Source organism: Leifsonia sp. Root4 (assembly GCF_001425085.1).
Classification (GTDB): Bacteria; Actinomycetota; Actinomycetes; order Actinomycetales; family Microbacteriaceae; genus Microterricola.
This window is the reverse complement of record NZ_LMDN01000001.1, coordinates 776706-800160: the sequence shown is the minus strand read 5'-3', so window position 1 is coordinate 800160 and position 23455 is coordinate 776706. Positions and strand designations below refer to the sequence as shown.

The following is a 23455-nucleotide window of genomic DNA, read 5'->3' as shown; positions in this document are numbered from 1 at the left end:
GAGCGACCCGGCGTGACATTCAACACCGAGTCGCGGGGCACTCAGACCGCGACGTCGACGGGCCTCACGACGCACACCCGCTACTCGACCTCGCGTCGAGGGCCGGTCGTGCGCGCGCTCGTCTGGTGTGCCCGCGCCTGGGAGGCCGTGCGTTCCGCGGCCGTCGCGACCTGGAGTTGGTTGCGGGAGACGGTCACGGCCGCCGGCTGTCTCGCGCTGCTGGCCGTGCTCGCGCTTCCGGTCGGCCTGGTGCTGGGCTGGACGGAGCTGATCGTTGCCGGCGCCGTCGCAGCCGGCATCCTGCTGCTCGCACTGCCGTTCCTCGCCGGTGGCAAGGCCTACTCGGTCAGCTTCCACGTGCCCGTCGAACGCGTCGTCGCCGGTGGGGAGGTGCTCGGCACGCTCGACGTCACGAACGTTGCGAAGAACTTCGAGCTGCCCGGCCGCATCGACGTGCCGATCGGGCACGGAACGACCGAGATCTCCGTGCCGCTGCTGCGGCCGGGGGCGCACCACAGCGAGGTCGTCACGATCCCGACGCCGCACCGCGGCATCATCGACATCGGGCCCGTCACGACGCTGCGCACCGACCCCGTCGGGCTGTTGCGCCGCGAGCACGCGCAGGCGCAGGTGCACCGGCTCTACGTGCACCCGATCACGGTGTCGATCCCGAGCACCAGCGCCGGCTTCGTGCGTGATCTCGAGGGCAATCCGACGAACCGCATCGTCGCCTCCGACATGTCGTTCCACGCGATCCGCGAGTACGCGCCCGGCGACGCCCAGCGCAGCATCCACTGGAAGTCGACGGCGAAGACCGGTCAGCTCATGGTGCGCCAGTACGAGGAGAGCAGACGCTCCCGCCTGCTCGTCGCACTCAGCCTGTTCCAGAACGACTTCGCCGACGCCGACGAGTTCGAGATCGCCGTCAGCGTGGCCGGCTCGCTCGGTGCCAGGGCGATCCGTGACGGCCGTGACGTCGCCATTGTGGCGAGCGAGCAGATCGAAGAGCTCGCACGGAGCTCGGTGCACAGCATCCGCAGCCTGCCCGTCGTCTCGGCGCGCGCCCTGCTCGACGAGCTGAGCGCCGTCGACCGCACGCCGACAACCATGCCGATCGACGACGTCTGCGCACTCACCTCGCAGGCGATCCCCGACGTGTCGATCGCCTTCGTCGTGTGCGGGTCGACCGTTCCGGCCGCCCGCCTGCGCGCTCTCACCCTGCGATTCCCCCCGGATGTCGCCGTGGTCGCCGTACGGGTCGATCCGCTCGCGGTTCCGAGCTACCGTGAGCTCGCCGGCACCGGGGTCCTGACCATCGCGGTGCTCGACGACCTGCGCTCGCTGCTCGCCAGGAGGGCCTCGTGAACGGGCGGGCGCCAGGCGCAGGCGCGCGGCCGGGTGCTCGTCAAGAGGGTCGGCGCTCGGCGGCCAAGAAGCCGCTGCGCACCCGACTCGGCGAGGCCCCGCTCCTCGCCGGAGCCGCCTACGTGCTCGTCATGGCGCTGCTCGCGGCGTGGGCGGCCTGGCCGATCTACCAGAATCCGTACTTCTTCATCACGGCGACCGGCGCCATCGTGGTCGGGGCCGGTGTCGCCTTCCTCGGGCTGATCGGTGGCTGGTCCTGGTTCAACACCCTGCTCGCGGCGCTCGGCGCCTACCTGCTGTTCGGGGTTCCGCTCGCCATCCCCTCTGCATTCGGCAGCGTGACCGACGCATTCGGCGGCTTGATCGAGCTGTTGGCGCGCTCCGTGTTCGGGTGGAAGGAACTGGTGACGATCTCGTTGCCGGTCGGCAGCTACCAGGCGTTGCTCGTGCCGTTCTTCGCCGTGCTCTTCTCCGCCGTCGCTCTCTCGCTCTCGCTCAGCTGGCGTGCCAAGCGCGTCGACGTGCTCGCCGTCCCCGTGATGATGCTCGCAATCGGCTTCGGCATCCTCTTCGGCTCCAGCCTGATGAGTCCGGCGTGGAGCATCGGCGGGCTCACGATCCCGGCGCCGCGCGAGACAATGATCGGTCTGCTCGGGTTCCTCGCCTCGCTGGGCTTCCTGGTGGCGCGCACCCGCAGGGCCCGTCGGGCCGCGCAACGCCGCGGTGTGGCATCCGGAGGCGCCGTGCGCAGCCTGGCCGGATCGGCCCGCCGGGCCAGTCGGGTCGCGCTGACCGTCGGCGTGCTGGTGCTCGCCGCCGCGGTCGCCGTGCCCGTTGCCGCCGTGCCGTTGCGCGTTGACGAGCGCGATGTCTTGCGCACCACTATCGAACCCGAGCTGCAGCTGCGCGAATTCGTCAGCCCCCTGAGCTCCTACCGCGGCTTCCTCGGCGACGACGGCTTCGACGAGGAGCTGCTCACGGCCGAGGCGAGCGGCGAGGCGCCAGAGCGCCTCCGGCTCGCGGTGATGAGCTACTACGACGGTGAGGTGTTCCGTGTCGTCGACCCGGCCCGCGGGGTCACCGAACGCGAGACGGCGTTCGCCCGCACGCCCGGCGCAGCCTTCGGCTCCGATTCCGACACCCGCCTCGACGTCACGATCGCCGGGTACTCCGATGTCTGGATGCCGTTGGCCGGCAGCCTCTCTCGTGTCGACTTCCTCGGCGCCCGCAAGCAGGCGCTCACCGACGGCTTCTTCTACAACGACCAGACCCAGGCCGGCGTGCAGCTGAATGGGCTCCAGGAGGGTGACCGCTACCGGCTGCGGGCGATGGTCGACGGCGAGCCCATGGCGCTCAGCGACGCCCGGCCGCCGAAGAATCCCGACGAGCTCTTCGATGATGCGGTCATTCCCGAGAGCCTCGAGAAGTGGGTCGCCGCCCAGGAGATCGGCGCCAGCGACGGTGCGGCGCTGCAGGAGCTCGTCACCCGGCTCCGCGAGCGCGGCTACCTCAGCCACTCGTTGACGGCGGCGGGCGACGGCGGCCATAAATGGCAGCAGGAGCGCGGCGACGTCACCTTCGCGCCCAGCCTGGCCGGCCACTCCACCGGCCGCATCGACATGCTCTTCAGCGCTCTGCTCGACAAGCAGACCTCCACAGCCGCCACCGACAACGCCGACCTCGTCGCAGCGGTCGGTGACGACGAGCAGTTCGCCGTCGCGACGGCCCTCATCGCCGAGTCGCTCGGGTTCCCCGCCCGTGTCGTGCTCGGCTTCCGGCTCGACGGCGGGGCTCCGGCATCCGGAATGCCTGCCTGCCAGCTGGGAGTCTGCACCGGTCGGAACCTCAGCGCCTGGGCCGAGGTGCAGGATGCCGGCGGCGGCTGGATCACCGTCGACGCCACGCCGCAGTCCGCCAACCCGCTCGCCCCGAGCGACGAGCAGAAGCGCGACCCGCAGAACACGACGGAGGTCATCGCCGAGGGTGCAACCGAGGTGACCCCGCCGGACGCGGAGCCGGCCGGTGGCGGCGAGAGCCCGGAAGAGCCCAGCGAGGAGGGCGTCGACCTCGCCTGGCTGTTCGCGCTCTTGCGCATCGTCGGCCTCAGCCTGCTCGGACTGCTCCTGCTCTGCTCGCCGCTGATCGTCATGACGATCGTGAAGGCGATGCGCCGGCGCGGGCGCAAGAGCGTCGCAGACAGCACGGAGCGGATCGCCGGTGGCTGGGAGGACTACGTTGACACGGCCGTCGACTACGGTCTGCCGCGGCCCGGTGCGCGTACCCGGATCGAACTCGCCGAGCGCTATGAGAGCCCGAACGGGCACATGCTCGCCGTGCTCGCCGACGAGGCCGTGTTCGGCCCGGTCGAACCGAGCACCAAGGAAAGCGATGCGTTCTGGGCGGTCGTCGACGCCGAACGCGCGCTGCTCGCCCGGGAATTCACGTGGTGGCAGCGGCTGCGGGCCCGGCTCTCGTTGCGCTCCTTAACCCGCGTCATGGCGACGAGGGCACGCCGAGTCGATAGATTCGCAGGGATGCCCGCTACGACCACGCTTGCAGGGGGGAAGGCGCAGGCAGCTGCCGCGCCGGACGACGATGGGGGACGATGATGAGTGACAATTCTGTTCCGGGCTTCGGCGTGCTCATCGCACTGCTGCTCTCGCTCGCGTTCTACGTGTGGGCGTCCGCAGCGCTGGCCGCGGTCTTCAGCAAGCTGGGGGAGCCGGGCTGGAAAGCCTGGGTGCCGGTGTACAGCAGCTTCGTGCTGTTCCGGCTCGGCGGAGTGGCGCCACTCTGGGCCATCACGCTCTTCCTGCCGTTGATCAACGTCGTCGGTTTCGTCTTCTCGATCCTCGCCATCCACTCCATCTCGAAACAGTTCGGCAAGGGGGCGGGCTTCACCGTGCTCGGCGTGCTGCTGACGCCGATCTGGTCGAGCATTCTCGGCTGGGGCAGGGCCACTGCCGGGCAGACGGGTGCTGGGCAGGCGGGTGCTGTGCTGACGGGTGCTGTGCTGACGGGTGCTGGGCAGCCGGATGCCGCCGCGCCCGTCGCCGTCGTCTCGCCGTTCGGCATCACCTCCGGCGATGCCGTGCCGGCCCGAATCCCGTTCGGCGAGACCGTCCAGCCGGCGGCGCCGCCAATATCCGCAGCGCCGGTCTCCCCAACTGCGCCCGTTTCCTCGGCAGGGCCAGCAGCGCCCGCGGTATCCGTCCCGGCCGCCGCACCCGCTGTACTCGCCGACGAAGCGGTCCAGGAATCGCCAACCGCACCGCCCGTGTTCAGTTACACGCCCGCCGTGATCGCGACCCCGTCTCCGGTCGCGCCCCCCGCCCCCATCGAGATGCCGGAGGAGCTCTCCGTACGCGTCGAGCAAGCAGCGGGTGCTCCGGCCCGCGCCGCCACGCCGCTGATCGACTCCGTCCCCGACTTCAGCTCGCCGGTCGTTCCCGCCGCAGCGGCATCCGTCGTTCTCGACGAGCAGCGCGCGGAGACGCCCGCGCCGCAGCCGGCCGATGACGACGACGACATGGATGCGACGGTCATCGCCGGCCGCCGCAACAAGGCCTGGGTGTTCGAGACGGAGTCCGGCCAGCGCGTGCCGCTGAGCGCGGAAGTCGTGCTCCTCGGCCGCAACCCGGCCCCGCTGGACGAGCACCCCGATGCCCAGCTCATCACCGTGCGCGACGCCGGCCGCACCGTGTCGAAGACCCACGCGAGCGTGCAACTGCAAGGCGCCGCCTGGGTGATCACCGACCTGAATTCCACCAACGGTGTCTACGTTCTCGATGCCGAAGGGGCCGAGAACGAACTCGAGCCCGGCATCGCGACGGAGATCGCCGGCCGTTTTGTCTTGGGCGAACTCTCCGCCCGCATCTTCCAGGAGGAGTGACCGGTGCCCCAGCCGTCATCCGAAACACCGCCAACAGACGCCGTCGTGCTCCGCCATCAGGCGCGCAGCGACGTCGGGCACAAGCGAGCGGTGAATGAGGACTCGGTGCTCGCCGAGCACCCCGTCTACATCGTCGCCGACGGCATGGGCGGGCACGAGGCCGGCGATCTGGCCAGCGCCGCCGTCGTCGCGGCCTTCCGACCACTGGTCGGTGAGCGCGAGGTGCTGCCGGAGCAGGTCGTCGCCGCCGTCTCGCAAGCGCAGGCGGCGGTCGAGCGCATCTCGGCGGGGCGGGCACGCGGCGCAGGCAGCACGCTGACCGGAATCGTGCTCGTCAACGAGAGCACGAACCCGGCCTGGCTCGTGCTGAACGTCGGCGATTCGCGGGTCTACCGCCTGAGCGCCGGTGACCTCGGACGCATCACGCACGACCATTCGCTCGTGCAGGAGATGCTGGATGCCGGCACGCTCGCGCCGGCCGACGCGGCCGACTATGTCGGGCGAAACGTGATCACGCGGGCCATCGGCGCTGCCGATGCGCGGGCCGACTACTGGTTGCACCCGGTCATCACGGGGGAGCGGCTGCTGGTCTGCTCCGACGGTTTGAGCGGTGAGATCAGCGACGAGGGGCTGCGCGCGGTGCTGACCATGGGTGGCTCGGTCGACGCGACGGCCACCGAACTGCTGACCCAGGCACTCCTGAGCGGCGGACGCGACAACGTCTCGCTCATCGTCGTCGACGTGCTGAGCAGCGGCGTCACGGCGCCGGTGGATCCGAGCGGCGTCGATGTGAGCGAGAGCGAACACGACACCGTCGACCTCTCCCTCGAAGACACGGCAGAACTGCCGTGGCGAAAGGGGCGCGGCGGTGGGCGCTGACAACACCGATCTCGATCCCGATCTCGATCCCGAACTCGATGCCGATCTTGACGCCGACCTTGATGAGGCGACGCGCATCGTCACCCGCGGCGCGCAGCCATCGGTGTTCGACGACGCCACGCGCGTCGTCGCCAAGGGTGAGCCGGATGACGCCACGCGCATCGTGACCCGCAGGGCCGCCGCCGCTGCGCCGCCCACCCCCGTCATCACCGAGGCGTCCGTTGAGGGCCACGTCGCTGCCGAGCCCATTGTCGCCGAGCCCAGTGTCGCCGTGCCCAGTGTCGCCGCGCCTCCGAAAGCTGCCGGTGCAGTGCCGGCCGTCGCAGAGCGGTACATCCCCACGTCGGTGGCCGAGCCGGAGCTCGACGAGGCGACCCGCATCGTTCGGCGTGCAGCGCCCGCGCCCGCCAATGCTGCGCAGCCAGAGGATGATGACGCGGATGACGACGACGCCACCAGGATCGTGCGGCGCGCGCCCGCCGTCCCAACGCCCGCCGTCCCAACGCCAGCCACCCCGGCGCTCGCTGTTCCGGTTGCCGTCGCTCCAGCGCCCGCCGCGGCGCCGGAGTCTTCCGACGAGCCAGACGATGACGACGCCACCAGGATCGTTCGACGCCCGGTGCCCGAGGAGGAACCGGAGGACGACTCGACTCGAATCGTGCGCCGCGCTGCCCGCGCGGACGGTGACTCCGCAACTGCCGCCCCTGTGGCCGGCATTGCTGCCGACTCCGCACCGGATGAGTCCGCCGGTGAAGAGACCCGCGTCGTCGTTCGCGCCGGCGCATCGGCGCAGAAAGTCGCCGAGACGCCGCTGCCTCCGGTGACGGTGCCGACGGCATCCACGGTTCAGGCCCCGCCCGAGCGTGAGGTCTATTCGCCGCGGGCTGTGCCCGAACAGCAGCCATTGCAGCGCACGCACATCGAAGCGAGCTCACGGCCACCGGCCGCGGCTGCCTCCGCCGGCGCCCAGGCCCGTCGGCGTCTCGTCATCGCGGTGACCGCAATCGCCGGCGTCGCGGTGCTCGGCGCGGTCATCGCCGCCGCGGTGGTCCTGATCGCCGCCCTCTAGCGTCCTCGTCCCCTCGACCGCTCCGCTGGTTGAGCTTGTCGAAGCCCCGACACCATGAATGACGCCTCCTCCGCACGCTGGCTGGAGCGAGCGCCAGCGACCGAAGCCCTGACACCGCCGATCACGCCGCGCCCCTCCACGCTGGCTCGAGGGAGCGCCAGCGACCGAAGCCCTGACACCGCCGCAAACGCCACGCCCCTGACAACTCCGCAACTCCGCTGGTCGAGTAGCGAGGAACGAGCGTATCGAGGCCTCACGGGCTGCAGATTTCGCACGCGCGGGGGTCTCGATACGGCCCTGGCGGGCCTACTCGACCGACGGGTCCACACGGCCAACGCCGAACTGCCGACAGGCGGCTCGGCCGAACGGTAGCGGAGGGTGTGCTCGATACACTGAATCCATGACTGCGACGCAACCGCCGAAGCCTCGACTACGGCGCCCGGTGCTCTGGATCTCGATCGCAGCGGGGCTCGTGCTCGCCTTCGGCGCCGTCGCCGCCGGCTACGCGGTCGGTGCCGCGTCGTCCTCCAGCGAGGCAGCAGAGGTCGCGGCGGATCCGCCCGCCCGCCCCGAACCAGAGGCGAGCGCGCCGAGCGTGGCACTGCCGGAAGCAGAGCCGAGCGAGGAGCCCGTCTCGGTCATTCCGGCCGAGTGCACCGGAATCTACAGCTCCGACTGGTCCACCCAGCTGGACGGCTATGTCCTGAACCCCGCGTGGACCGCGGACCCCGATCGGAACTCCGCCATCGACCTGACCGACGACGAACTCAACGCGATTGTGCAGGCCGGCGATCCGCTTCGTTGCCAGTGGGGTCATGAGAGCGGGGGCAGCGACCGCAGTCTGAGGACCGTCGTTGTCGCGGTCACCGCAGAGCAGAGCGCGGCCGTGCTCGCGCGCCTGCAGACGCTCGGCTTCAGCTGCTACGAGGAACTCGGAGGCACGCGCTGTGTCAGTGAAGAGAGCGACGACAACGGCACCTTGGGCGAATCGCACTTCGTGCGCGAGGGCGTGTGGATCGCTACACGCTGGATGAACATGGCTCCCGACGGTTACACGCACGACATCGTCAACACGCTCTGGCCGTAACCAGCGCGCCACGCGGTCACGCCGTCGACGCGTCGTTCGCACGCGACTCCGCGAGCTGAGGCCGCCCCGGCTCCAGTGATAGTCAACACCCCGAACTAGGGTCTATCGGCGCGCCCGGAGCGCGCGCTACGTTGTCACGCTAGATAAAAACCTGAGCGCGTTCTTGCCCTACACAACTGCGGCTGCTCGGGAGTGCCGCAGCACGCCTTTTTCCCGAGGAGGTCATTGTGGCTACGTTGTCGGAAATCCTGATCCTTCACGGACATCTGCCGATCGAGCATCTTGACTCAGTGTCTGCGCCTGGCAGCAACGACGAAACCGTCGTGCGCGCACTGGTCGAGCGGGGCGTGATCTCTGAGATTCAGCTCACCAAGGCCCGTGCCGCCCAAGCTGGACTGCCCTACGTCGAGCTTCTCGACTTCCCCGTGGACCGTGTCGCGGTCGCGCTCGTGAGTGCCGCAGTCTGCCGGCGTCACGAACTCCTCCCCGTGGCCGTCTCCGGCGATCGCATCGCCGTGGCCATGGTGAATCCCGGCAATGTCTTCGCCATCGATGATGTGCGCGAGGCTTCCGGCCTGCACGTCGACCCGATCGTCGCCGAGCGCAGCGACCTGCTGGCCGCCATCGCCCGCTACCACCGCGCAGATGACGAGCTCAGCGACCTCACCACCACTCTCGAAGAAGAGAACGCGCCGCAGGAGTCCACCGACTTCGGCGTCGGCGACCCCAGCGAAGACGACGCGCCGATCGTGCGCTTCGTCAACCTGCTCGTGAGCCAGGCCATCCAAGACAAGGCCTCCGACATCCACATCGAGCCGGCCGAGCGCGAGATGCGGGTGCGCTACCGCATCGACGGCGTTCTGCACGAGATGCAGGCCGCCCCCAAGAGCATCCAGAACGGCGTGATCTCGCGGCTCAAGATCATGAGCGACATCGACATTGCCGAACGGCGCAAGCCGCAGGACGGCCGGATGTCGGTGAGCCACGGCGGACGCAAGATCGACCTGCGTGTCGCCACCCTGCCGACGGTGTGGGGCGAGAAGGTCGTCATGCGAATTCTCGACAACACCAACACGAGCCTCGACGTCCGCGACCTGGCCCTGCTCGACTACAACTTCGAGGCCTACAAGACCAGCTACTCGAAGCCGTACGGCATGATCCTTGTCACCGGCCCCACGGGTTCCGGCAAGTCGACGACGCTGTACACGACGCTCGGCGCCGTGGCCCGCCCCGAGATCAACGTGATCACGGTCGAAGACCCGGTCGAGTACCGGATGCCCGGCATCAATCAGGTGCAGGTGAACCCCAAGGCCGGTCTCACTTTCGCCAGCGCCCTCCGCAGCATTCTTCGATCTGACCCCGACGTCGTTCTGCTCGGTGAGATTCGCGACCACGAGACGGCTCAGATCGCCATCGAGGCGTCGCTCACCGGCCACCTCGTCCTCTCGACCCTGCACACCAACGATGCCCCGAGTGCGATCACCCGCCTCACCGAGATGGACATCGAACCGTTCCTCGTCGGTTCGGCCCTCGACTCCGTGGTCGCCCAGCGCCTCGCTCGCCGACTGTGCGAGCGCTGCAAGGCGCCGAGCGAGCTCGACCCGGAGTATGTCGCCCGCTTGCGATTCCGCTACGACCCGAGTCAGCCGCGGCCCGTCGTCTACGAGCCGATCGGATGCCAGAGCTGCTCGAACACGGGTTACCGCGGTCGCATCGCGGTGCACGAGGTGATGACGGTGAGCGAGGAGATCGAGCGCTTGGCCGTGGCCCGCGCATCGAGCGCCGAGATCGGCCGGCTCGCCCGCGAACAGGGCATGATCACGCTGCGCGAGGACGGTTGGGAGAAGGTCAAGATGGGCCTGACTTCGATCGAGGAGATCTTGAGGGTGGTGTCCTGACCCATGTGGAGAAAACGGAGAGAGACGATGGAAGACGCAGTGAACGAGACGCAGGGCGCCTCCATTGACGCGGACGCGTCGTCTGCCGGCTTCGATGATTTGTTCGCCGAGTTCACCCAGCGTGCGCAGGCGGCAGGGCTCGCCGTTCCTGGCGGGGACTCCGGCGTCCCCGCTGCGCCTGCTGTTGCGGCGCCCGTCGCGACGCCCATCGCGCCAGTGGCTGAGACACCCACACCCGAGCTGCGCCCACGCCTCGCAGTGCCGCCGGTCGGAGCGCCGTTCGGTGCCACCTACGCCCCGCAACAGACTGCGCCGATCGCCGAGCCCGCGGCTCCGCACTCCGACGTGCACGCGCCGGCCTATTCCGCGCTGACCGCTCGCCCTGCTCCGGTCGCGGCCGCGGAGTCTGCCGAATTCGACGTGCACCGCTTCGACCCCATCGCCTACGCCAGTGGGCTGGGAGCAGCCCCGAGCGCGCCGGCTCTAGAGTCGCCGATCTTCACGCCACCGGTTGCAAACGTCTCAGACGACGGGCTGCTCCGCGAACTCGGCTTCGCCGAGCCGGAGGAGCCTGCGGAGGAGCCTGCGGTGGAGCCCGCGGTCGAGTCAGCGGTGGAGCCCGCGCCGATCGTCGCTGCGGTCGAGGCCCCTGTTGCCGAGGTCCCTGCCTTCGACGAGAGAGACTTCGACGCGGCGCAATACCCGCCACCGACCCAGATGGTTCCGGTGGTGGAGCTGCCGGCTCCCGACGCTGTTCCGACGGAGCCCATCTTCAAGGCCCGACCGTACGTCGTACCTCCTCCCGTCGAGCCCGCGGTGGCAGAGGCGGCCGCGGTCACCGAGCCGCTCGAGATCAGCACCGAGCCGCTCGGCTCCGCGGATGCCGTCTTCCGCACCGACACCGGCGACGACCGTGAGTTCACTACGCTCAGCGCCGCCGAGCGCGATGCGCTCGCGAATGCCGACGCCTCCCTGGTCGCCGCCCTCAAGCAGGTCGTCGTGCAGCGGGCATCCGATCTGCACGTCACGAGCGATGCCCCGCCCATGCTGAGAATCGATGGCGGGCTGCGCCCCGTCACCGAGGGCGCTCAGCCATGGTCGCAGGAGAAGGTGCTCACCGCACTGTTCACGCTGCTGAGTGAAGAGCAAAGTGAACGTTTCGAGCGCGAACTGGAACTCGACTTCGCGTTCACGATCTCAGCGAATGCGCGCTTCCGTGTGAACTTCTACCAGCAGCGCGGTGCGGTCGGTGCAGCGTTCCGATTGATCCCGACCGACATCAAACAGCTCAAAGAGCTCGGCATCCCCGATGTCGTGGGCAAGTTCGCCGCGCTGCCGCGTGGTCTCGTGCTCGTCACCGGCCCGACGGGCTCCGGCAAGTCGACCACCCTGGCCGCGCTCATCGACCTCGTCAACGAGACCCGCGCGGACCACATCGTCACGGTCGAAGACCCGATCGAGTTCCTGCACACCCACAAGAAGGCGCTCGTGAACCAGCGCGAGGTCGGGTCCGACACGCACAGCTTCACCGCCGCGCTCAAGCACGTGCTACGCCAGGACCCCGACGTCATCCTCGTCGGCGAGCTGCGCGACCTCGAAACCATCTCCGTCGCACTCACAGCCGCCGAGACCGGACACCTTGTCTTCGCCACGCTGCACACGCAGTCGGCGCCACAGACCGTCGACCGCATCATCGACGTCTTCCCGCCGCACCAGCAAGAGCAGGTGCGCGCCCAGCTCGCCCTCACGCTGCAAGGCGTGGTGTGCCAGACGCTCGTCAAGCGCGCCAGCGGTGCCGGCCGCGCCGTCGCGACCGAGATTCTGGTGACCACGCCGGCTGTCAGCAACCTGATTCGCGAGGGTCAGACCCACCAGATCACCGCTGCGATGCAAGCCGGTGGCCAGTTCGGCATGCGTACCCTCGACCAGCACCTGGCAGAGCTGGTGAACGCAGGAGTCGTCAGCCATGCGGCGGCCACAGAGAAGTCACAGGACCTCGAGAGCCTCAGACAACTGATCACGCGTGCAGACAACGGTCGACCCGTCAATGCACTCTCCACGGGAGTCGACTACCGCGACGCCTACTCCGGAGCCACCAGCTGATGTCACAGACGAAGCCCTTCGCGTACACGGGGCGCGACTCCACTGGCAAGATCACCAAGGGGAAGATCGAGGCGATCAGCAGTGCCGCGGTCTCGAACAAGCTGCGCGGCCTCGGCATCGCGCCCGTGACGATCACCGAGACGCCGACCGGCTCCGGGCTCAATATGGAGATCAACCTCGGCAACCTCGGCGGGGGCGTGAAGCTCAAAGACCTTGCCGTGGCGAGTCGGCAGATGGCCACCATGATCGCCGCCGGCCTGTCACTGCTGCGCACGCTCACGATCCTGGCGGGGCAGACCGAGAACAAGAAGCTCGCCAGCACACTCGACGCCGTGCGCTCCGACATCGAGACAGGAGGCTCGCTCTCGGGAGCCATGGCCAAGCATGCGACGGTGTTTCCGCCGATCATGATCCACCTCGTGCGCGCGGGCGAGACCGGTGGCTTTTTGGAGCGTTCGCTCGAGCAGGTGGCCGACAACTTCGAGGCCGAGGTCAAGCTCGTCAACACGGTCAAGTCGGCACTCACCTACCCCGTGGTTGTGCTGATCATGGCGCTTCTCGCGATGGTGGGCATGCTCATCTTCATCGTGCCCGTGTTCGAGAACATGTTCGCCGGTCTCGGCGGCGAGCTGCCGTGGGCGACCCAGGTGCTCGTCGTGCTCTCCAAGGCCATGATCTGGGTGGGACCGGTGCTGCTCGTGGCGGGCATCGTCTTCGCCGTGTGGTGGGGCAAGAACAAGCACACAGAGGAGGTGCGCAAGGTTGTCGACCCGATGAAACTGCGGCTGCCGGTGTTCGGCGACCTGTTCAGGAAGGTCGCGCTGGCCCGCTTCACGCGCAACTTCTCCACCATGCTCGGTGCAGGAGTGCCAATCCTGCAGGGGCTCGCAATTGTCGGCGAGACCAGCGGTAACTATGTGATCGAGGAGGCCCTGCGCAAGGTGGCCGAGTCGGTGCGTCAGGGCCGTTCCATCGCCGAACCGCTCGCCAAGGAAGACGTGTTCCCGCCGATGATCGTGCAGATGGTGGCCGTCGGTGAGGATGCCGGTTCGCTGCAGCAGATGCTCGCGAAGATCGCCGATTTCTACGACGAAGAGGTGGAGTCGACCACCAAACAGCTCACCTCGCTGATCGAGCCGCTCATGATCGCCGTCATCGGCGTGATCATCGGGTCGATGATCGTCGCGCTCTACATGCCCGTCTTCAGCGTCTTCGACGAGATCAAGTAACACTCTGTTGCAAGGTTCCCGCTGTGGGGCCCCTGCAGTGGGGGTAGTTTTCCTTACAATCACCCCCGTTAGGGGATTTCGCTGGGAACTTGCTGTCAATATGCTCGTCACTCGGCAGACTCGTTTGCCGGTAATCCATCACCCTACAGATTGGAGACCGTCATGGTCACCCGCGTACAAGACGCACTTGCAGCACGACGCAATGCCGCCGGAGACCGCGAGAAGGGCTTCACCCTGATCGAGCTCCTCGTCGTCGTCCTCATCATCGGCGTGCTCGCCGCCATCGCCATCCCGATCTACCTCGGCCAGCAGGACACTGCCAAGGACAACGCGGTCAAGGCGGCTATCACCAACGCCAAGACGGCGGTTGTTGCCCAGTACGTTGTCGATGGGGTGCTTCCGACCGCCATTGGTGATGTCGATGCTTTCACCAGCAGCGACGACATCGACGTTGTGCTCGCGGTGACCGGCACGGCTCCCAACCAGCACTTCACGGTCACGGGTAACTGGGCGCCGGGAGGCACAGTCGTCACGGGCCACACCTGGGTGATCTCAGACACTGGTGCTGCAACGAAGCCCACTACTCCGTAACGCATCAGCACTATGACAGTCCTACTTTCAGTAGACGACTGACACCCGAACACAGAGTGGACTGACTCCCTATGGTCACCCTCACACCCGAGGCCGCGCTCGTCACCCCCGAGGGGGATGCTGATGAGCGCGGCTTCGGCGTGGTCGAAATCGTGATCTCGATGTTCCTGCTGCTCATCATCTCGGCGGCATTCCTGCCGCTGCTCATCACGGCGGTGAAGACCTCGAGCCTCAACGTGAGCGTCGCCACGGCGACGCAGATCGTCAACGAGCAGCTCGGGCTTGCACGATCCGAGATATCCAGCTGCTCCACCCTCACCACATACGGCGCATTCACCCCGAGCCCCGTCGTCGATCCACGCGGGATCAAGCTGTCGGTGGCGCGTTCCGTCCAGTTGTCGGATTGCCCCATTGCCATCGCCCCGGCCACGTCGCCGCTCTACCCTGCGATCGCCACCGTGCGGGTGTCGGTCGCAGACCCCAGTGGCGCCGTCATGGCCAGGGGCGTTGCGCTCGTCAAGATGGACAGGCCATGACGCTCCCGACGCGCGCGCGCCCCGATTCCAGTTCGGCTTCCATCGCGCCTTCAAGCGCGACCGACGAGCGCGGCTTCACGCTCATCGAGCTCCTGGTCTACTGCTCACTCTTCGTGCTCATCCTGACGATCGTCGGCGGTGTCCTCATCAACACGATGCAGAACGAGGGCCGTGTGCGCGACGCCTCCGCCGCAAGCTCGGCAGGCCAGCTGGTGGCGCAGTCGGTCAAGCGGGGCGTCGCAAACGCCACTGACATTTCGCACGTCGTCAACGCGGATGGCTCCGAGCGCATAATCGTGCACACCCGCAATCCGGACTCGCCGATCGGCTTCTCGTGTGAGGCGTGGGAGTACGTGCCGAATGCGGACACCCACCCTGATGCGTGGGTCGATGCCGACGAAGACGGCTCGATCTTCCGCAAGCGCGTGGCTCCCGTCTCGTCGGCATCAGTTTGGGGGCCGCAGCAGAGTGGCTGGATTCTGCTCGCCACCGGCGTCAAGCCCGTCGGTAGCAGCGTGTTCACCGCGATCGGGCCGCGCGTCGATCTGCGATTCAGCGTGGATGCCGGCGCCGCCCAGCCCGTCCTGATTTCGACAACCGTCCACCAGCGAGTTCCCGGAGCGGAGAGCACCGCATGTTTCTAAGCGCACAACACCGGCTTCACCGCAGCGCAGAGCACGGCAGCGCCCTGATGGCGGTCATCGCGGTGCTCGGAGTGACGGTCATCATCACGATGGCACTCGGCGCCATCACGATCAACGCGCTCAGCGCGACGGCGGCGACCCGCGCCGCCGTGCAGTCCGTGGCCGCAGCTGAGAGCGGCATTGACGCGGTGGCAGTGCGCATCCAGACGACACCGTGGGTGGCGGGCGGCATCTACACCAGTGCGAGCACCGATGCCCTGAGCTACACCGCAATCGTGAAGTGGTCGGCCTCGGCCGACCCGGCCGCGACGGAGTCGTCGTGGAAGACGACAGCACCCGACTCGACCGCTCGCCTCGTCCGGATCACCTCGACCGGCCAGGCGGCCGACAGCGGCGTCGCGGGCAATGCCATCGGCGATGTGCGCACCGTCGAGGCGATTTACTCCATGACGGTGAACCCCCCAGGGGTCGAGGCCGATGGCGCCGCCGTGTATGCCTACAGCTCCGGCAACTTCACTGGCTCTGGCACACTCACCTCCGGAACCGGCACCGTCCCGAGTGTTCAGATCCGCAAGGGTGACATCGCCTGCTCCGGCGCGAGCCCGACCTACGCAAATGTCATCGTCGCAGATGGCTCGTTCGACTCGAGCGGCTCCTGCTCCGTCAATGGCAACGTCTGGGCCTCGGTCGACGTGACGACATCGGGTACGGGATCGATCGGTGGCAGCGCCATCGCCGGCCGGAACGCCAGCGTGAAGGGCAGGATCGGTGGGAGTGTCTGGGGGCCCACAAGCGTCTTCCTCGGCAACGGCGCACAGGTTGCTGAAAACGTCGCAACCAACGGCACCCTGACTTTCAAGGGCGGAAACGTTCAAAAGGTGGCATGGTCGGCCAACGCCACGGACATTGCCCAGGGCGGTATGAACGTGGATGGCAAGCTCATCACGAAGACGCTCACGGGCAGCCCAGCCACATTCGCGGGCGGTGTCCTCAAGGGGAGTAACTGGTACAACCCCGGTTTCGTGGCTCCGACAATTCCATTCGTGCCCGACTGGATCGAATTCGACGGGAATCCCTCGCGGTGGACCGGGTTCTCCGTGACGACGTTGACGGGCACGTGCAACGCGATCGACGGTGCATCCAACTCCACCGCCATCAGCCGGGCCATCGCCGCATTGGGCGCGCAGCCGGGCGTCATCGACGCCCGAGGCTGCACGGAGCCTGCGGTGAACCTCGGCGGCACGGTGAAGGCGACGCTCACCTCTAACGTCGCCATCATCGCGAAGTCGTTCGCTCTGAGCAACGGCACCTTCGCTTCGGCGTCCACCCGCAAGCTCTGGCTCGTGGTCCCCGACCCGAACCCCGGCGACGCGGCGCCGACGTGCCCGAATACCGGAACGGTCAGTAGCCCGATCTACAAGGGCAATATTGCCCTCACCGGTGGGCTGACCCTCGAGCCGACAGTCTCCGCCATCCTCTACTCCCCGTGCCAGGTGCGAATCGGCTCGGGGATCCAGTGGCAGGGCCAAGTGTTCGGATGGCAGACCGTCATTGACGGTGCCGCCAAGCTCACCTACATGCCCGTGGGGCTGCCCGGTGTGAACCTCGCCACGGGCGAGGTATCGACGGTGCCGTCGGTCTATCCGACATTCGCCTCGCCCCTGTCGATTCGAGACGTCGGGTGACAGCCCTCCTTGTCGGCGTATTCGGCGCGTTCATCGGCTCGTTTCTCAACGTGGTGATCTACCGGGTTCCGCAGAAGGCCTCGGTGGTGTCGCCGCCGAGCGCGTGCCCGAACTGCGGCGCGCGGATCACGCCGTGGCAGAACATTCCCGTCATTTCGTGGTTGGTCTTGCGCGGCAAATGCGCTGCGTGCACGGATCCGATCTCCGTGAGATACCCGCTGGTCGAGCTCGGGACTGGGCTGGCCTTCGGCGTTGTCACCTGGAAGTGGATTTCGGCGATGCCAGTCGGCACTGCCCAGGGCGGCCTCGCCAGCGCGGGGGCGATTGTGCTGCTGGTGGCGTTCCTCTACCTGGCAGCGATCACGGTGGCGCTCGCGCTGATCGACCTGGAGCACCACCGCTTGCCCGACAGCATCGTGCTGCCGAGCTACGTCGTCGCGGGGGTGCTGCTGGCGGCATCCGCACTTCTCACCCAGAATCACACGGCAATGCTCGGCGCCGCCATCGGCGGTGCGGCCATGTTCCTGTTCTACTTCGTGCTCGCATTCATCTCGCCGCGCGGAATGGGCATGGGCGACGTCAAGCTCGCTGGCGTGCTCGGCCTCTACCTGGGCTACATCGGCTGGGGCGCTCTGCTGGTGGGCAGCTTCGGGGCGTTCGTTCTCGGCGGGCTGTTCTCGATTGTGCTGCTCGTGCTGCGCAAAGCCGGGCGCAAGTCGAGCATTCCCTTCGGGCCGTGGATGCTGGCGGCAGCATGGATCGGCATCTTCTTCGGCGAAACCCTGTGGTCGGGTTACCTCGGCCTCTTCGGTGTGCAGGTCTAGGGCCATGCTCGCAACTCTCGTGCATCTCGCACTCACAGAAAGGAGCCGCCTGTGGCTCACACGATAGTCGGAGTGGACTTCGCCGACGGCGTCATCCGAGCCGCCGAGCTAGGCGGCGCCCAGCGTCGCCGGGTGCTCGAGCGTTACAGCGAGATCGCCGTGCCGGAAGGCGCAATTGTGCGCGGCGAGGTGATGGAGCCGCACACCGTCGCGACCGTGCTCAAACAGCTCTGGGCGCAAGGCGGTTTCGGCAGCAAACAGATCGCGATCGGTATCGGCAACCACCGGGTGCTCGCCCGAGAGCTGACCGTTCCGAAGGCCTCGCGCCAGCGCATTCGCGAAGCACTGCCGCACCAGGTGCAAGAGATGATCCCGATGCCAGTGGCTGACGCGCTGCTCGACTTCTACCCCGTCGCTGAGGTCGACAGTGAGCACGGCCCGCAGGTGCAGGGTCTGCTCGTGGCCGCGGCCAAAGACGCTGTGCTCGGCAACATCCGTGCTGCCAAACTGGCCGGGCTCAGCACAGTCGAAGTCGATCTCATTCCCTTCGCGCTTTCTCGCGTGTACCTGCAGGGGCCGGATGCCGCCGGCACGGTGGCCCTCATCGAAATAGGCGGCAGCACCACCAGCGTGGTCATCGCCCGAGACGGCGTGCCGCAGTTCATCCGTATCATCCCGAGCGGGAGCGACCAGATCACGCACGAACTCAGCCGCCGGCTTGAACTGCCGCCGGCGCAGGCAGAACATCTCAAACGCGGCATCGGGCTGTCCGTCACCCCGGTTGCGCCCGAGAACCAGCGCGCTCTGGAAACGATCTATGAGGTGGCCGGCGAATTGCTCACGAGCCTCCGCAACACCATCAGCTACTTCACCAACACCCGCCCGGAGCAGCCAGTCCAGCGGATTCTGCTCGCAGGCGGCGGTGCGCTGCTACCCGGCTGCGAGCGGGCAGTCACCGAGGTGACGCGCGTGCCGGCTGTCATGGTCGACCCGCTGAACGGCATCGAGCTCTCACACAAGATCGATGAGGCCGCGCTGCGGGCGAACCAGCCGAATCTGGCGGTCGCTCTCGGGCTCACGCTGGGGATGGCCGCATGAGCGCGCAAAACATGCGCAGTCGCGGCGCAGTCGCACTGGACATCGGTGGATCCCCGCGGGTCGATCTGCTCCCGCCCGAGGTGCGCTCGGCCAGCGCCGCCCGGGTGCTGCGCCGGCGCCTCGGCGTTGCGATGATCGGCGTCGTCGCCGTGGTGGTGCTGGGGATCGCGGCATCCTCGATCTACGCACTCAGCAGCGTTGGGCGCCTCCTTGCCGCACAGAACAGCACGGGCGAGCTCCTCAGCGAGCAGGCCAAGTACATCGAGGTTCGCCAGGTGCAGCAGGAGCTGGCCGCGGTCGGCGACGCTCGTCAGGTCGGATCGTGGACCGAGGTGCAGTGGCGGGAGTACCTGGGCGCCGTCCAGGCGTCCCTGCCCGCCGGCGTCGTGGTGACCAACACGATCGTGACGGCGGCTTCACCGTTCGACGAGTTCCCGCAGGCGGTCAGCCCGCTGCAGGTTCCCCGCATCGCCACGCTGGCGCTGCAGGCCGAGTCGACCACGCTGCCTGACGTTCCGCGCTGGCTCGATGGCTTGGCCACGGTGCCCGGCTTCGCGGGTGCGACGCCCGACACCATTTCGCTTGACGCCACGAGCGGCATCTACAAAGTCACGCTCACAATGCACGTGAACGGCGTAGCCCTGGCCGGCCGATTCGTTCCTGAGGCAGCCGATCCGGCCGTCGCCGAAGCCGACGAGTCTGCCGATGCCGATGCCGACGCGACTGCGCAGGGGGATAACTGATGAATGACAAGAGAGTATGGACCATCGGTGCGGCGCTGCTGGCTGTCGTGCTGCTCGCCGGAGGCTATTTCCTCGGCGTCTCGCCGCAACTGGCCGCGGCATCGGCTGCCGACGCGGAGCGGAGCGCTGTCGAGGCGCAGAATGACGCCCTCGCGGCTGAGCTCGAGGTGCTGAAGAGCGACTATGAGAGCATCGACGCCTTCAAGGCTGACCTTGCCACGCTGCGCGAAGCTGTGCCGGACAACGCAGAGCTCTCGGCGTTCGTCGCCGAGCTCGATGCACTTGCCGCCGAATCAGGGGTGCAGCTGACCAGCGTGACCATTGCCGAGGCGAAGCCCTACACCGGACCGATGAACGCGGCCGCTCTGGTGCAGCCGCCCGGGCCGGTGAATGCGGCGGCGGAGGCGGTCGCGAAGGCCGCAGAGACCGGTGACCCCGCGGATGCCACAGCTGCCGCCGCGCTCGAGGAGGCGCTACTGCGCACGATCACCGCGCCGGTCGAGAGCCCGAACGTCACTACCCAGAACTTCGTGGCGATCCCGGTCGTGCTGACGATGGCGGGGGAGTATCCCAACTTGCTCGACTTCGTAGCCGGGTTGCAGAATGGCTCGCGGCTCACCTTGGTGAACGCGCTGTCGCTCTCGCAGGCGCTCGACGCGGCGCCGAGCGCGAGCGAGGATGCCGGCGGTCCGGCCGCGTCCGTGGTGCCGACGGCCGGCGGCGCGTACACAGCGTCGCTGAACGCAAACATCTACGTGCTGCTGAAGCCGGGTGATGCCCCCGTCGATCAGGCGGCAATTGATGCGGCGGCTGCTGCGGCCGCCGAGACTGCGGCCGCGCCCGACTCCGAGTAGGCGCTCGCGTGGGCGGCCCCGCCTGCGGCTTTCTCGTCGACTTTGTCGGGGAGCTGCCGCGAGGCTCATGACGATTGCCGCAGGGCATTGCTACAGTTACGGCTGAACTGGGCGCCATTGTGCGCGGGAGGAGAGTCAGCATGAGCGACACCACGCCGGAGCACGAGAACCACGAGGGCGAGGTCAGCGAAGCGCACGACACCGAGTCGAGCGGGGCGACTGGATCCGTACCCACGAACGATGAGGCGATCGATCTCGCCAACGAGCCGGAGTCCGCTCCCGCCGCAAACACCGCTGCATTCGACGACGCTGCGTTCGTCGAGCCGGTGACCGAAGAATCCGTCGCTGTCGAAGCTGAGCCGGATGCCGCAACCGCAACCTGGTCCGAGCCCGCACCGGCCGAGCCGACCAGCGCGCCGGAACCTGATGTGCAGGACACCGTTATCGTCGATGCGGTGCCTCTATCGCCGGTCGCAGCCCCCGAGGCAGCGCAGGCTGCTCCGGTTGACGCCGCAGAGGTGCCCGTTGCCTACCCGGTCGCGCCGGTCGCCCCGCAGCAGCCCGCTGCCGAGATCGACTACGCCTCGGCTGGCGTCGTCGGCGCGGCTGGTGTAGCCGGTGCTGCCGCTGCGGCATCCGCAACGCCCGGCGCCGTCTACGACCCCGCGACGATGAGTCCGGCCGACCAGTACGCCGCCAGCCCGCAGCCGATCTTCGTGCAGGCCCCGACGCCGCCCGCCAACAAGGGCAACCGCGGCATCGGCATCCTGATCGGTCTGCTCGCAACGCTCGCCTTCGCCCTGCTTTACGCGGGTGGCACGTACCTGATCAGCCTGAGCCAGAACGCGAGCATCGAAACCGCGAGCGAGAGCTTCGCGCTGTTCATCAGTAAGCCGGTGTTCTACATTCCGGTGATCTTCTTCTTCGGCGCATTCGCGCTGCTCGTCGCGATCGTCAATCGCGGCGGTTGGTGGGCCTACGTGCTCGGCGGTTTCGCCGTCGCCCTGATCGTGTACTTCTCCTTCGTCGGCGGTTCGCTGCTCACCGTGAACGCCTGGGAGATGACGCCGACCCAGGCCGCTCAGTTCATCGCGGCCCAGTGGCTGAACCCGGTCGCGATCATCGCCGCGATCGCCGCCCGCGAGGTTCCGATCTGGTTCGGTGCCTGGATCGCCGCCCGTGGTCGCAAGGTCACCGCACGCAACATCGAGGCTCGTCGCGAGTACGACCGCGTGCTGGCACAGGGTCCGACGCTCACCCGTCCGTAGCGTTCGCGCGTCGTACGTGCGAGAAACGGCACTGTTGCTGCAGAAGTATCTGCAGCAACAGTGCCGTTTCTGCGTGCCGCCGTCGGTGCCATAGTGGAGACAAGCGCGTGTGGAGACAACCCCGATGGGAGCAGGCCATGATCCCGCTCGATGAAACCGAGTACCGCCGATACGCATCGACGCTCGCCTTCTTCGCGCTCGGCCTCTACGTCGCACTCGTCGTGGCGAGCTTCGGCATGCTGAGCCTGTTCCTTGACCAGGAGGTGGTCGCCCAGACGGATGCCGGCCCGCTCGTCGGCCCGATCATGGTCGGTGCCGCAACGCTCGCCCTGTTACTCGTGATGTGGGCGGGAGTCGGCCGAGCGGGGCACGCGATGCACACCGTGCCGGTGAGCATGGTGCTGCTCGCCGCCGGGCTCAGCTACCTCTTCTACGGCTTCGCCGGTGCGCTCGTCTACGGGCTGAACGCCGGGAACACGGTCATTCCCGGCGAGAACGACGGCGTCGGCGGGGTGCCGGCCGAGCCGATCAGCGCCCTCCTCTTTCTTGCGGAGCAGCTGACGAGCCCCTTCGCCGGTGCCGTCGCGTTCTGGGCAGCGATTGTCGCGCTGCTCTACTTCGTCTTGCTGATCTGGCGGGCCCACGGGGGCCAGCGCCCGCGCTGGCCGTGGGAGAAGCGCCAGCAGTAGGCAGTAGGCAGTAAGCAGTGGGCAGTAAGTCGTCACAGGGGAGGGCGGCAAGCATCGGTTGCGGTTCCAGGGATTACCTGATTCTGGGCTGCCGCCTTTCGTGGCGCTGCGCGCCACGCTCGCGCAAGCACTTGCTTGGGAGTACCGTTTGAGGCTATGGAGGGCTCGATCGAAGCGCGCGTCAGCCACGAGGTCGACCTCTGGCTGCGCTGGCTGCCCAAATGGCAGCCGGGGACCCACCGCGCCCGCATGCGCCTCTGCCGCACCTGCTTCGGCTCGCCCGTGATCGCGGCGGCCGGTCTGACCACCGATGTCCCGCATGCCGTGCAGCACAGCATGTCCATGCGCATGAAGCTCATCATCGATGCCGCCGTCGACGACTACACCGACCGCAACCTGCCGCTGCTGCAGCGGGAACTCGAAGAGGCCGAGCGGCGCGATCGGGCCCAGCACTATCACCCGAGCGAAGGCCTCGGCCCCGAGGCAGCCGGGCTCGAGCTCGACCCGGAGCCCGAGGACGGTCACCCGTTCCTCTTCACTCTCGGGGAGCTCGCAGCCGGTTCTGCCCCGGATGCCGCAGGCGCTGCCGGGCGGGAGTCGGCCGCATCCGCCCCTGAACTGCCGCTCGAGCCGCCGCCGCTCTCCGAGGAGGAGAAGCAGGCGATCCGCGCCGAGGTGAGGCTCGCCGACGAGTTCGCCCAGCAGGTGGGCCGCCGCGTCTGTGCAGAGCTCGTGCAGCACCGCGAACGGATCACTGCCGGCGTCGCCCGCTACGTGGAGCCGCAGGTCGTGGCGCTGCTCGCGGATCTCGGCCGCGAGCTCGACTCACCGATGTGGCCGAGTTCCTGACCCTCTGAGGCGGCGCTGTCCGACCGGCGGAGCGTGCGCTGCGCCGGAGATCCGGGTGACTCGCGGCATCCGCCGCCCGAAATCACGGCGTGTCGACCGAAACTCCGGCGGAACGCACAGCAGCCACAGCGACGGCAGCAACAGCCGCCGCA

20 protein-coding genes and 1 pseudogene are annotated in these 23455 nt (G+C 67.9%); all 21 read left to right on the top strand.

Annotation, left to right across the window (positions count from 1 at the left end):
• Window positions 1-12: 12 nt before the first annotated feature.
• The 21 genes and pseudogenes from ASC66_RS03775 (at window position 13) to ASC66_RS03680 (ending at window position 23303) form a co-directional block, all read left to right on the top strand.
• Entirely contained in the window at window positions 13-1365 is a 1353-nt protein-coding gene (locus ASC66_RS03775; RefSeq protein ID WP_055834806.1) for a DUF58 domain-containing protein, read from the top strand.
• Entirely contained in the window at window positions 1362-3974 is a 2613-nt protein-coding gene (locus tag ASC66_RS03770) for a transglutaminase-like domain-containing protein (protein WP_055834804.1), read from the top strand. Before ASC66_RS03775 ends, ASC66_RS03770 begins: the two co-directional genes overlap by 4 nt.
• Window positions 3974-5257: a DUF5684 domain-containing protein gene (locus ASC66_RS03765; RefSeq protein WP_157509622.1), complete on the top strand. Its 1284-nt coding sequence runs from the start codon at window positions 3974-3976 to the stop codon at window positions 5255-5257. Before ASC66_RS03770 ends, ASC66_RS03765 begins: the two co-directional genes overlap by 1 nt.
• A gap of 3 nt (window positions 5258-5260) precedes the next feature.
• Entirely contained in the window at window positions 5261-6136 is an 876-nt protein-coding gene (locus ASC66_RS03760) for a PP2C family protein-serine/threonine phosphatase (RefSeq protein ID WP_082491981.1), read from the top strand.
• Window positions 6126-7205 (top strand): hypothetical protein, encoded by a 1080-nt coding sequence (locus ASC66_RS03755; protein ID WP_055834799.1) that lies wholly within the window; start codon window positions 6126-6128, stop codon window positions 7203-7205. Before ASC66_RS03760 ends, ASC66_RS03755 begins: the two co-directional genes overlap by 11 nt.
• Before the next feature lie 400 nt (window positions 7206-7605).
• Window positions 7606-8292, top strand: a complete 687-nt coding sequence (locus ASC66_RS03750; RefSeq protein ID WP_157509621.1) for a hypothetical protein — start codon at window positions 7606-7608, stop codon at window positions 8290-8292.
• A 227-nt stretch (window positions 8293-8519) separates the two neighbouring features.
• Entirely contained in the window at window positions 8520-10190 is a 1671-nt protein-coding gene (locus ASC66_RS03745; protein WP_055834792.1) for a GspE/PulE family protein, read from the top strand.
• Between the two features lie 27 nt (window positions 10191-10217).
• A complete protein-coding gene (locus ASC66_RS18540) occupies window positions 10218-12293 on the top strand; it encodes a type IV pilus twitching motility protein PilT (RefSeq protein WP_200944686.1) in 2076 nt (691 codons plus the stop codon).
• A complete protein-coding gene (locus tag ASC66_RS03735) occupies window positions 12293-13522 on the top strand; it encodes a type II secretion system F family protein (RefSeq protein WP_055834789.1) in 1230 nt (409 codons plus the stop codon). Before ASC66_RS18540 ends, ASC66_RS03735 begins: the two co-directional genes overlap by 1 nt.
• A 162-nt stretch (window positions 13523-13684) precedes the next feature.
• Window positions 13685-14113, top strand: coding sequence for a type IV pilin protein (locus tag ASC66_RS18535; protein WP_055834786.1), 429 nt, complete (start codon window positions 13685-13687; stop codon window positions 14111-14113).
• 71 nt (window positions 14114-14184) lie between these two features.
• The gene (locus ASC66_RS03725) at window positions 14185-14649 is read left to right on the top strand and encodes a type IV pilus modification PilV family protein (RefSeq protein ID WP_055834783.1); all 465 of its coding nucleotides are present in this window, start codon (window positions 14185-14187) and stop codon (window positions 14647-14649) included.
• Complete coding sequence (locus ASC66_RS03720; RefSeq protein WP_055834780.1) at window positions 14646-15293, top strand: PulJ/GspJ family protein; 648 nt, start codon at window positions 14646-14648, stop codon at window positions 15291-15293. The genes ASC66_RS03725 and ASC66_RS03720 overlap by 4 nt, the downstream gene beginning before the upstream one ends.
• On the top strand, window positions 15284-16978 hold the full coding sequence (locus ASC66_RS03715) for a hypothetical protein (protein WP_157509620.1): 1695 nt from the start codon (window positions 15284-15286) through the stop codon (window positions 16976-16978). Before ASC66_RS03720 ends, ASC66_RS03715 begins: the two co-directional genes overlap by 10 nt.
• Window positions 16975-17187: pseudogene (locus tag ASC66_RS18610) on the top strand (prepilin peptidase); the annotation flags it as partial. The gene ASC66_RS03715 and the pseudogene ASC66_RS18610, both read left to right, overlap by 4 nt.
• A gap of 69 nt (window positions 17188-17256) precedes the next feature.
• The gene (locus ASC66_RS03710; protein WP_353612515.1) at window positions 17257-17802 is read left to right on the top strand and encodes a prepilin peptidase; all 546 of its coding nucleotides are present in this window, start codon (window positions 17257-17259) and stop codon (window positions 17800-17802) included.
• Between the two features lie 51 nt (window positions 17803-17853).
• Window positions 17854-18900, top strand: coding sequence for a type IV pilus assembly protein PilM (pilM, locus tag ASC66_RS03705; RefSeq protein WP_055834771.1), 1047 nt, complete (start codon window positions 17854-17856; stop codon window positions 18898-18900).
• Window positions 18897-19643, top strand: coding sequence for a hypothetical protein (locus ASC66_RS03700; protein ID WP_157509619.1), 747 nt, complete (start codon window positions 18897-18899; stop codon window positions 19641-19643). Before pilM ends, ASC66_RS03700 begins: the two co-directional genes overlap by 4 nt.
• Entirely contained in the window at window positions 19643-20497 is an 855-nt protein-coding gene (locus ASC66_RS03695; RefSeq protein WP_055834765.1) for a GspMb/PilO family protein, read from the top strand. The genes ASC66_RS03700 and ASC66_RS03695 overlap by 1 nt, the downstream gene beginning before the upstream one ends.
• Window positions 20498-20637: 140 nt before the next feature.
• Window positions 20638-21765, top strand: a complete 1128-nt coding sequence (locus ASC66_RS03690; protein WP_055834763.1) for a hypothetical protein — start codon at window positions 20638-20640, stop codon at window positions 21763-21765.
• 137 nt (window positions 21766-21902) lie between these two features.
• Complete coding sequence (locus tag ASC66_RS03685) at window positions 21903-22454, top strand: DUF6121 family protein (protein ID WP_055834760.1); 552 nt, start codon at window positions 21903-21905, stop codon at window positions 22452-22454.
• Window positions 22455-22610: 156 nt separating this feature from the next.
• Entirely contained in the window at window positions 22611-23303 is a 693-nt protein-coding gene (locus ASC66_RS03680) for a hypothetical protein (RefSeq protein WP_055834757.1), read from the top strand.
• The last annotated feature ends 152 nt before the right edge of the window (window positions 23304-23455 follow it).

What these genes read in the sequence shown, in the direction of transcription:
- ASC66_RS03685 (WP_055834760.1), top strand. Translation starts at nt 21,903, where the DNA reads ATGATCCCGCTCGATGAAACCGAGTACCGCCGATACGCATCGACGCTC.
- ASC66_RS03720 (WP_055834780.1), top strand. Translation starts at nt 14,646, where the DNA reads ATGACGCTCCCGACGCGCGCGCGCCCCGATTCCAGTTCGGCTTCCATC.
- ASC66_RS03690 (WP_055834763.1), top strand. Translation starts at nt 20,638, where the DNA reads ATGAGCGACACCACGCCGGAGCACGAGAACCACGAGGGCGAGGTCAGC.
- ASC66_RS03680 (WP_055834757.1), top strand. Translation starts at nt 22,611, where the DNA reads ATGGAGGGCTCGATCGAAGCGCGCGTCAGCCACGAGGTCGACCTCTGG.
- ASC66_RS03710 (WP_353612515.1), top strand. Translation starts at nt 17,257, where the DNA reads ATGCCAGTCGGCACTGCCCAGGGCGGCCTCGCCAGCGCGGGGGCGATT.
- ASC66_RS03765 (WP_157509622.1), top strand. Translation starts at nt 3,974, where the DNA reads ATGAGTGACAATTCTGTTCCGGGCTTCGGCGTGCTCATCGCACTGCTG.
- ASC66_RS03715 (WP_157509620.1), top strand. Translation starts at nt 15,284, where the DNA reads ATGTTTCTAAGCGCACAACACCGGCTTCACCGCAGCGCAGAGCACGGC.
- ASC66_RS03750 (WP_157509621.1), top strand. Translation starts at nt 7,606, where the DNA reads ATGACTGCGACGCAACCGCCGAAGCCTCGACTACGGCGCCCGGTGCTC.
- ASC66_RS18540 (WP_200944686.1), top strand. Translation starts at nt 10,218, where the DNA reads ATGGAAGACGCAGTGAACGAGACGCAGGGCGCCTCCATTGACGCGGAC.
- ASC66_RS18535 (WP_055834786.1), top strand. Translation starts at nt 13,685, where the DNA reads ATGGTCACCCGCGTACAAGACGCACTTGCAGCACGACGCAATGCCGCC.
- ASC66_RS03700 (WP_157509619.1), top strand. Translation starts at nt 18,897, where the DNA reads ATGAGCGCGCAAAACATGCGCAGTCGCGGCGCAGTCGCACTGGACATC.
- ASC66_RS03725 (WP_055834783.1), top strand. Translation starts at nt 14,185, where the DNA reads ATGGTCACCCTCACACCCGAGGCCGCGCTCGTCACCCCCGAGGGGGAT.
- ASC66_RS03735 (WP_055834789.1), top strand. Translation starts at nt 12,293, where the DNA reads ATGTCACAGACGAAGCCCTTCGCGTACACGGGGCGCGACTCCACTGGC.
- ASC66_RS03695 (WP_055834765.1), top strand. Translation starts at nt 19,643, where the DNA reads ATGAATGACAAGAGAGTATGGACCATCGGTGCGGCGCTGCTGGCTGTC.